The sequence below is a fragment of the Cupriavidus sp. YAF13 genome (genome assembly GCF_052113425.1).
Lineage (GTDB): Bacteria > Pseudomonadota > Gammaproteobacteria > Burkholderiales > Burkholderiaceae > Cupriavidus.
In genome coordinates this window covers 43,251-51,505 of sequence record NZ_JBFRDD010000056.1, presented here as the reverse complement: position 1 = coordinate 51,505, position 8,255 = coordinate 43,251, and the positions used below count along the sequence as shown (strand labels likewise).

Here is an 8,255-nt window from a genome sequence, read left to right as displayed (position 1 = left end):
CGGCCTGGCTTGCCGGGCCTGGCCCGGCTGCCGGGGCTGTCGTTCGGCCGGCGGACCGGCGGCCGGCGTGGCGGCCACGGCCGGCGCGCGCGCCGGCCTGTCGACAGGCTGGACAGCGGGCTGGGCTGGCGAGGGGGCGGCCTTGGGCGCGGGGCGGCCGGCATCGGTTTTCCGATCCGGCGACAAAGGTTTGGCGGGGCGTTGTGCTGACATTGGCCGGGATTATAATCCGCGGCATGAATGCAAGAACCGACACACCAGCCGACGCGCCCGCGCCGTCCGAAATGGACGAGCCCCTGCCCGTCACCGACCCTTCCACGCTGCCCGCGCCCGCCATGGGCGCCGACCCCGTCGAGCGTGGCGCCCCCGACCATCAGCAGTTCGTCGACTGGCTGCGAGCGGTTGCGCCCTATATCCACGCCTTCCGCGGCAAGACCTTCGTGATCGCCTTCGGCGGTGAGCTTGTCAAGGCCAACATCCTTAACGCCCTGGTCAATGACGTGGCCCTGCTGCACGCCATGGGCATGCAGATCGTGCTGGTGCACGGCTCGCGCCCGCAGGTGGAAGAGCAGCTGGCGCTGCGCCACGTCGAGTCGCAATTCGCTGACGGCGTGCGCGTGACCGACAACGCGGCGCTGGAGTGCGCCAAGGAAGCCGCCGGCGAACTGCGCCTGGATATCGAGGCCGCCTTCAGCCAGGGCTTGCCTAACACGCCCATGGCTGGCGCCCAGCTGTCGGTGATCTCCGGCAACTTCGTCACCGCCCGCCCGCTCGGCATTGTCGACGGCGTGGATTACCAGCACACCGGACTGGTGCGCAAGATCGACGGCGAGTCGGTTCGCATGTCGCTGTCGCACGGCAAGATCGTGCTGCTCTCGCCGCTTGGCTTCTCGCCCACCGGCCAGGCCTTCAACCTGTCGATGGAAGACGTGGCCAGCGCCACCGCCATCGCCCTGAAGGCCGACAAGCTGGTGTTCATCACCGAGGTCCCCGGCGTGCAAGACCCCGTTGGCAAGCTGATGCCGGAGATGTCGCTGCGCACCGCCGTTGAGCGGCTGCAGAACAACCACCTGCCGCCCGATGTCTCCTATTACCTGGAACACCTGGTCAAGGCGCTCAAGGGCGGCGTGCCGCGCGCCCACCTGATCCCCTTCCAGCTGGACGGCTCGGTGCTGCTGGAGCTGTTCCTGCACGACGGCGTCGGCACCATGATCTCCGACACCGACCTGGAAAGCCTGCGCGAAGCCACGCTGGACGATGTCGGCGGCATCCTGCAGCTGATCGCCCCGCTGGAGCAGGACGGCACGCTGGTGCCACGCGGGCGCCACCTGATCGAGCGCGACATCGCCAACTTCTCGGTGATCGAGCACGATGGCGTGCTGTTCGGCTGCGCCGCGCTCTACCCCTACCCGCGCGAAGGCATGGCCGAGATGGCCTGCCTGACTGTGTCGTCCGAAGCCCAGGGCACCGGCGACGGCGAGCGCCTGCTCAAGCGCATCGAGCGCCGCGCCCGCAGCCTCGGGCTTGACCGCCTGTTCGTGCTCACTACCCGCACGGAGCACTGGTTCCTCAAGCGCGGCTTTGTCCACGCCACCGTGGACGACCTGCCGGAAGACAAGCGCAAGCTCTACAACTGGCAGCGCAAGTCGATGGTGCTGATGAAGAAGCTGTGACGGCGGTGGGGGTAGCCTGAAGGCTGGCCCCCGCTTCGTTACAATAGCGGCACCGCAACGGCCGGCCCCTTGCCGCGCCGGCTACATCACACGACAACAAGGAGTTCCCCATGGCCCGTATGGTTCAATGCGTCAAGCTCAACAAAGAAGCCGAAGGGCTCGACCTGCCGCCGCTGCCAGGCGAACTCGGCAAGAAGATCTGGCAAAGCGTGTCGAAGGAAGCCTGGGCTGGCTGGCTCAAGCACCAGACCATGCTGATCAACGAAAACCGCCTGAACATGGCCGACGCCCGGGCTCGCCAGTACCTGCTCAAGCAGACCGAGAAGTACTTCTTCGGTGAAGGCGCGGACCAGGCACAGGGCTACGTGCCGCCGCCGGCTGCCTGATCTGGCTGAGCGCGGCTTCGCGCCGCGCGGTGGGAAACAAAAAGGGTGCCTGTTACGGCACCCTTTTTCATGCAACGATCCGCCAACGGGACCGGCAGATTCAATAATCGCTGCGCTTCACGCCCTCTGGCGTGCCCAGCAGCAGTACGTCCGCGCCGCGCAGGGCAAACAGCCCCACCGTGACGACGCCCGGCATGTGATTGATGGCTTCTTCCATCGACTTCGGATTGCTGATCTTCAGGCCGGCCACATCCAGAATCACATTGCCGTTGTCGGTCTTGAATATGCCGCCTTCCTTGGTCATGCGCAGGCGCGGCTGGCCACCGAATGCGGCCAGTTGACGGGCGACCGCAGCGCGTGCCATCGGAATCACTTCCACCGGCAGGGGAAACGCGCCCATCACATCCACCAGCTTGCTGCCGTCGGCGATGCAGACAAAGCGCTTGGCCACCGAGGCCACGATCTTCTCGCGCGTCAGCGCGCCGCCGCCGCCCTTGATCATGGCGCCGCTGGCGTCGATCTCGTCCGCGCCGTCGACGTACACGGGGATTTCGTCGACTTCATTCAGGTCCAAGACCTGGAAGCCGTGCTGCTGCAGGCGGCGCGTAGACGCCTCCGAGCTGGAGACCGCGCCGGAAAAGCGTTCCTTGAACGCCGCCACCGCATCGATAAAGAGATTGGCCGTGGAGCCCGTGCCCACGCCCAGCACCGCACCCGCCGGCACTACCTCTTTGACATAGTCGGCCGCGGCTTGCGCCACCAGCGCCTTGAGTTCATCCTGTGTCATGACAACAGCCCATCTGCTTTGGGGGAAACCGCATAGTGTACCGGAATGCCGTGACATCCCCGGCGTGGGCGCGAGCCGACGGTACAATGGCCCGAGGCATGCATCAGCGCGGCGTCCGGGGCCTGCCGTTTTGGTCCTGCGCCATCACCAACCCTTAAAAGCAACTCACTGACCATGAACCAGCTCGATCAGCTCAAGCAGTTCACCACCGTGGTGGCGGACACCGGCGATTTCCAGGTGATGAAGCAGTACACGCCGCAGGACGCCACGACCAACCCTTCCCTGATTCTGAAGGCCGTCCAGAAGGCCGAGTACCGTCCCCTGCTGGAAAAGGCCGTGCGCGGCAATGAAGGCACCGACGCCGTGATGGACGCCCTGCTGATCGCCTTTGGCTGCGAGATCCTGGCCATCGTACCAGGCCGCGTGTCGACCGAGGTCGACGCCCGCCTGTCCTTCAACACCGAAGCCACACTGGCCAAGGCCCGCCACCTGATCTCGCTGTATGAGCAGCGCGGCGTGGCCCGCGAGCGCGTGCTGATCAAGATCGCCTCCACCTGGGAAGGCATCCGCGCAGCCGAAGTGCTGCAGCGCGAAGGCATCAACTGCAACATGACGCTGCTGTTCTCGCTGGCACAGGCGGTTGCCTGCGCCGAGGCCGGCGCGCAACTGATCTCGCCCTTCGTTGGCCGCATCCTGGACTGGCACAAGAAGCAAGCCGGCGACAAATGGGACGCTGCCGCCAACGCGGGCGACAACGATCCCGGCGTGCGTTCTGTGCGCCAGATCTACGACTACTACAAGAAGTTCGGCCACCCCACCGAAGTGATGGGTGCCAGCTTCCGCAGCACCGAGCAGATCCTGGCGCTGGCCGGCTGCGATCTGCTCACCATCAGCCCGGACCTGCTGGAGAAGCTGGCTGCCAGCGAAAGCACCGTGGAGCGCAAGCTGTCGGTCGACCAGGCACAGGCCGGCAATATCGCCCGCATCGAGTGCGGTGAGGCGGCTTTCCGCTGGCAGCTCAATGAAGACGCGATGGCGACGGAAAAGCTGGCTGAGGGGATCCGCGCATTCGCGGCGGATGCGGTGAAGCTGGAGGCGTTGATTACGGCTTGAGAGGGGAAAAATGGAAGCCGCCCGGGAATCCAGGCGGCGAGCCGGTTCAAGCTGGTGTCGCGCGCACACCGTCCCACAGCAAGGGCAAGACCACGCCGGCCGGGCCACGCAGCACAATGTCGGCGGTCTGATCCAGCGCCGAGGGCTCGGGATTGACCACGATGACATGCGCGCCATGGTCCTTGGCGGCGCCGGGCAAGCCGGCCGCCGGATAAACCAGGCCGGAGGTGCCCACCACGATGCAAAGATCGCACTGCTCGGCTGCGTGCTCGGCGCGATAGCGGGCCACGCGCGGCAGTTCCTCGCCGAACCACACCACGCCGGGGCGCATCATGGCATTGCAAAGGGAGCAGCGCGGCGGCACGCCCGGCACGGCGGTCGCCGGGTCGCAACGGCCGCAGCCGTCAAGCCACTTGTTGGCGAACAGGTTGCCGTGCAGCTCGATCACATCGCGGCTGCCGGCGCGCTGGTGCAGGCCATCCACGTTTTGTGTGACCAGGGTGACGATTTTCTGCGCGGCGAGCGCCACCAGGGCGATATGCGCCGGGTTGGGCTCGGTGGCCGCCACCAGCTCGCGCCGGTGCAGGTACCACTCCCAGACCAGCGCGGGCTGGCGCCGGTAGGCGTCTTCCTGGGCCAGTTCCTCGGGATTGAAGCGCGACCACAGGCCGGTCATGGCGTCGCGGAACGTGGGCACGCCGGACTCGGCCGATACGCCCGCGCCGGTGAGCACCATGATATTGGTGGCTTCGCCGATCAGGCGGCGCGATGCCGCGAGCGCCTGTGCGTCGATGTCCGCCGTCACCACGGATGCCGCCCCAGCGCTCAGCGCTTCAGGCGGCGCTGGCGCACCGCCTCATACAGGCACACGCCGCTAGCCACGGAAACGTTCAGGCTTTCCACGCCGCCGGCCATCGGGATGCTGACCAGCTCGTCACAGGTTTCACGGGTGAGGCGGCGCATGCCCTCGCCTTCGGCGCCCATCACCAGGGCAACCGGTCCCTTGAAATCGACGTCATAGAGCGTCTTTTCCGTGCCGTCGTCCGTGCCGATCACCCAGATGCCGCGCTCCTGCAACTCGCGCAGCGTGCGCGCCAGGTTGGTGACAGTGATGTAGGGAACGGTTTCCGCCGCGCCGCTGGCCACCTTGGCCACCGTGGTGTTCAACCCCACGCTGCGGTCCTTCGGGGCGATCACGGCGTGCGCGCCAGCGCCATCGGCCACGCGCAGGCAAGCGCCCAGGTTGTGCGGATCGGTGACGCCGTCGAGCACCAGCAGCAAGGGCGTGCCCTCGATGCCGTCGAGCAGTTCGTCAAGATTGAGGGCCAGCGCCACATCTTCGGCGCGGGCGACCACGCCCTGGTGGCGGTCGGTGCCGGCCATGCCGCGCAGGCGCTCGGCATCCACCGGGTGCAGGCGGACTTTGAGGCTTTCGGCAAGGCGGATGAAGTCCTGCATGCGGCGGTCACGCCGCGCGGATTCTACGTAGACATCGGTGACGCCAGCGGCGTCCTGGCGCAGGCGCGCGGTGACGGCGTGAAAGCCGATCAGGAGTTTTTGTTTAGCCATGGCGAGATTGTACATTCCCGCCGGAGCTTGCCCCGTGTCCGCAGCCATGGCGCCGGAACCGGGCAAGCCGGCGCCGGCGCCATGGCCGTCAGGTGCGCTTGCGCGAAGCGCGGCTGCTCTTGCCGGCGGGCTTGGCGCCGCCCTTGTGCGCCGAGCCCAGATGCTGCGGCTTGGGCTTGGCGGCGCGCTTGGCCGGCTTGCCGCCGGCCTTGGCGCCCTGTCCCACGTGCGGCTTGACCGGCGTCATGACAGCTTCGAACACCGGCTGCTCTTCGATCACGCGGTCCAGCGTTTCGTCGAACGACTCTTCCGGCTTGGAGCTGCCACCCAGCAGCGCGGCCAGCTGACGGCCCTTCTTGCGCGCGGGCACGGCGTGCGCGGCGGGCACGCGCGGCGCGGCATCGACGGTCGGGGCGCGGCCACGCAGGTTCTTGGCTGAGGGCTCCTGCACCAGGCGGAAGTCGATCTTGCGCGCATCGAGGTCCACGCGCGAAACCTGCACGCGGACGCGGTCGGTGAGGCGGTAGCGGATGCCGGTACGCTCGCCGCGCAGTTCATTGCGCGCCTCGTCGTACTGGAAGTAATCGCTGCCCAGCTCGGTGACATGGACCAGGCCTTCGACATAGAGCTCGTCGAGCTGCACGAAGATGCCGAACGAGGTGACCGAGCTGATGGTGCCCGAGTACTCGCTGCCAAGCTTGTCGCGCATGAAGTAGCACTTGAGCCAGGCTTCCACATCGCGCGAGGCTTCATCGGCGCGGCGCTCGTTGGCCGAGCAGTGCAGGCCGAGCTCGTCCCAGATGGCTTCGTTGCGCTGGGCGCGCGCGGCGCTGCGCTCTGCCTTCTCGGCGGCGTCCTTGGCCTGCATGCGGCGCGCCTTGGGCGCGATCGCGGTGTTCAGCGCGGTGCCCGGTGCAAATGCCGGCCGGTACTTGGTATGGGCCAGCACGGCCTTGATGGCGCGGTGCGTGAGCAAGTCCGGGTACCGGCGGATCGGGCTGGTGAAGTGGGCGTAAGCCTCGTACGACAAGCCGAAGTGGCCGATGTTGTCCGGGCTGTAGACCGCCTGCTGCATCGAGCGCAGCAGCATGGTCTGCAACATCGGCGCGTCGGGACGGCTCTTGATCTTGTCCATCACGTCGGCGTAGTCGCCCGCCTGCGGCTTGTCGCCACCGGCCAGCGAAAGCCCGACGGAGCGCAGGAACTCGCGCAGGTTCTTCAGCTTTTCCTCGCTCGGGCCGGCGTGGATCCGGTACAGCGTGGGATGCTTGAAGCGCTCGAGAAAGTCTGCGGCGCACACGTTGGCGGCCAGCATGCATTCCTCGATCAGGCGGTGGGCGTCGTTGCGGGTGCGCGGCAGGATCTGCTCGATCTTGCCCTGCGCATTGCAGACGATGTAGGTCTCGGTGGTATCGAAGTCGATCGCGCCACGCTCGCGCCGCGCCTTGAGCAGGACCTGGAACAGCTCGTACAGGTTCTGCAGGTGCGGCACCAGGTCGGCACGCTTATGCGCCTCCGGGCCCTTGGTGTTGGACAGCACCGACCAGACCTCGTTATAGGTCAGGCGCGCCGCCGAATGCATCACGGCGGGATAGAACTGATAGCCCTTGAGCTCGCCCTTGGCGGTGATCACCGCATCGCACACCATGCACAGGCGGTCGACTTGCGGGTTCAGCGAGCACAGGCCGTTGGAGAGCTTTTCCGGCAGCATCGGGATGACGCGGCGCGGGAAGTACACCGAGGTGGCGCGATCCAGCGCATCGGCGTCGAGCGCCGTGCCGGGACGCACGTAGTGCGACACATCGGCAATCGCCACCACCAGACGCCAGCCCTTCGAGCGGCCGATCTTGACGGGTTCGCAGTAGACAGCGTCGTCGAAGTCGCGCGCGTCTTCGCCGTCGATCGTCACCAGCGGCACGTCGCGCAGGTCGATGCGGTGCTCCAGGTCGGACTCGCGCACCTCGTCGGGCAGGCCGGCGGCTTCTTTGGCGCAGGCATCCGAGAATTCATGCGGCACGCCGTACTTGCGCACGGCGATTTCGATTTCCATGCCGGGATCGTCGAAGTCGCCCAGCACTTCCACCACACGGCCCACGGGCTGCACGTAGCGATCGGGGTAGTCGATGATCTCGACGCTGACGACCTGGCCGACTTGCGCCTTGCCTTGCGATTTCGGCGGGATCAGGATGTCCTGGCTGATGCGCTTGTCTTCGGGCGCCACCACCAGCACGCCGCCTTCGCTCAGCAGGCGGCCGATCACGTAGCGGTTGGCACGCTCGAGGATCTCGACGATCTGGCCTTCGGGCCGGCCGCGCCGGTCGTAGCCGATCACGCGCACCTGGGCGCGGTCGTTGTGCATGGCCTTCTGCAGCTCGCGCTCCGGCAGGAAGATGTCGTCATCGCCATCGTCGCGGATCAGGAAGCCGAAGCCATCGCGGTGGCCCTGCACCCGGCCGACCACAAAGTTAGGCTGGTTGGCCAGCTCGTAGCGGCCCTTGCGGTTGAGTTCGATCTGGCCGTCACGCTCCATGGCGGCGAGGCGTTTCTGGAAGCCGTCGTGTTCTTTGCGCGTGACAGCGAGCGCCTTGGCGATATCGCCGCCCGACAAGGGCGACCCCGACGTCCGCAGGACGCCAAGGATTTCTTCCCGACTAGGGATCGGATAGTTATTCTGATTCAATTTTTTCTAGAATTATTTGACAAACGATTTGCGGTCGCTATAATGAG

General features: G+C 66.6%; 8 protein-coding genes. 4 read left to right on the top strand and 4 right to left on the bottom strand.

The genetic code is table 11. The annotated features are described in order from the left end of the window. From AB4061_RS32815 to AB4061_RS32805, 3 genes are all read left to right on the top strand, one after another. Window positions 1-210, top strand: a 210-nt coding sequence (locus tag AB4061_RS32815) for a hypothetical protein (RefSeq protein WP_441640361.1), incomplete at its 5' end; no start/stop codon positions are given. A 125-nt stretch (window positions 211-335) separates the two neighbouring features. Beyond that, the gene (argA, locus tag AB4061_RS32810) at window positions 336-1,673 is read left to right on the top strand and encodes an amino-acid N-acetyltransferase (protein WP_441640365.1); all 1,338 of its coding nucleotides are present in this window, start codon (window positions 336-338) and stop codon (window positions 1,671-1,673) included. 110 nt (window positions 1,674-1,783) lie between these two features. Next, window positions 1,784-2,059, top strand: a complete 276-nt coding sequence (locus AB4061_RS32805; protein WP_441640360.1) for an oxidative damage protection protein — start codon at window positions 1,784-1,786, stop codon at window positions 2,057-2,059. Window positions 2,060-2,159: 100 nt separating this feature from the next. Here the strand turns inward: AB4061_RS32805 and rpiA are convergent, their stop codons facing one another. Then, a complete protein-coding gene (gene rpiA, locus AB4061_RS32800; protein WP_043347413.1) occupies window positions 2,160-2,846 on the bottom strand; it encodes a ribose-5-phosphate isomerase RpiA in 687 nt (228 codons plus the stop codon). 174 nt (window positions 2,847-3,020) lie between these two features. On the opposite strand from rpiA, the gene tal reads away from it, so the two are divergent. Continuing rightward, window positions 3,021-3,959 (top strand): transaldolase, encoded by a 939-nt coding sequence (tal, locus tag AB4061_RS32795; protein ID WP_441640359.1) that lies wholly within the window; start codon window positions 3,021-3,023, stop codon window positions 3,957-3,959. A 46-nt stretch (window positions 3,960-4,005) separates the two neighbouring features. Here tal and AB4061_RS32790 read toward each other — a convergent pair whose 3' ends face one another. From AB4061_RS32790 to rnr, 3 genes are all read right to left on the bottom strand, one after another. Continuing rightward, on the bottom strand, window positions 4,006-4,764 hold the full coding sequence (locus tag AB4061_RS32790; protein ID WP_441640358.1) for an SIR2 family NAD-dependent protein deacylase: 759 nt from the start codon (window positions 4,762-4,764) through the stop codon (window positions 4,006-4,008). 20 nt (window positions 4,765-4,784) lie between these two features. Further along, window positions 4,785-5,528, bottom strand: coding sequence for a 23S rRNA (guanosine(2251)-2'-O)-methyltransferase RlmB (gene rlmB / locus AB4061_RS32785; protein ID WP_043352050.1), 744 nt, complete (start codon window positions 5,526-5,528; stop codon window positions 4,785-4,787). Window positions 5,529-5,616: 88 nt separating this feature from the next. Then, window positions 5,617-8,208: a ribonuclease R gene (rnr, locus tag AB4061_RS32780; protein WP_441640357.1), complete on the bottom strand. Its 2,592-nt coding sequence runs from the start codon at window positions 8,206-8,208 to the stop codon at window positions 5,617-5,619. Window positions 8,209-8,255: the final 47 nt, after the last annotated feature.

What these genes read in the sequence shown, in the direction of transcription:
- tal (WP_441640359.1), top strand. Translation starts at nt 3,021, where the DNA reads ATGAACCAGCTCGATCAGCTCAAGCAGTTCACCACCGTGGTGGCGGAC.
- rpiA (WP_043347413.1), bottom strand. Translation starts at nt 2,846, where the DNA reads ATGACACAGGATGAACTCAAGGCGCTGGTGGCGCAAGCCGCGGCCGAC.
- rlmB (WP_043352050.1), bottom strand. Translation starts at nt 5,528, where the DNA reads ATGGCTAAACAAAAACTCCTGATCGGCTTTCACGCCGTCACCGCGCGC.
- AB4061_RS32805 (WP_441640360.1), top strand. Translation starts at nt 1,784, where the DNA reads ATGGCCCGTATGGTTCAATGCGTCAAGCTCAACAAAGAAGCCGAAGGG.
- argA (WP_441640365.1), top strand. Translation starts at nt 336, where the DNA reads ATGGGCGCCGACCCCGTCGAGCGTGGCGCCCCCGACCATCAGCAGTTC.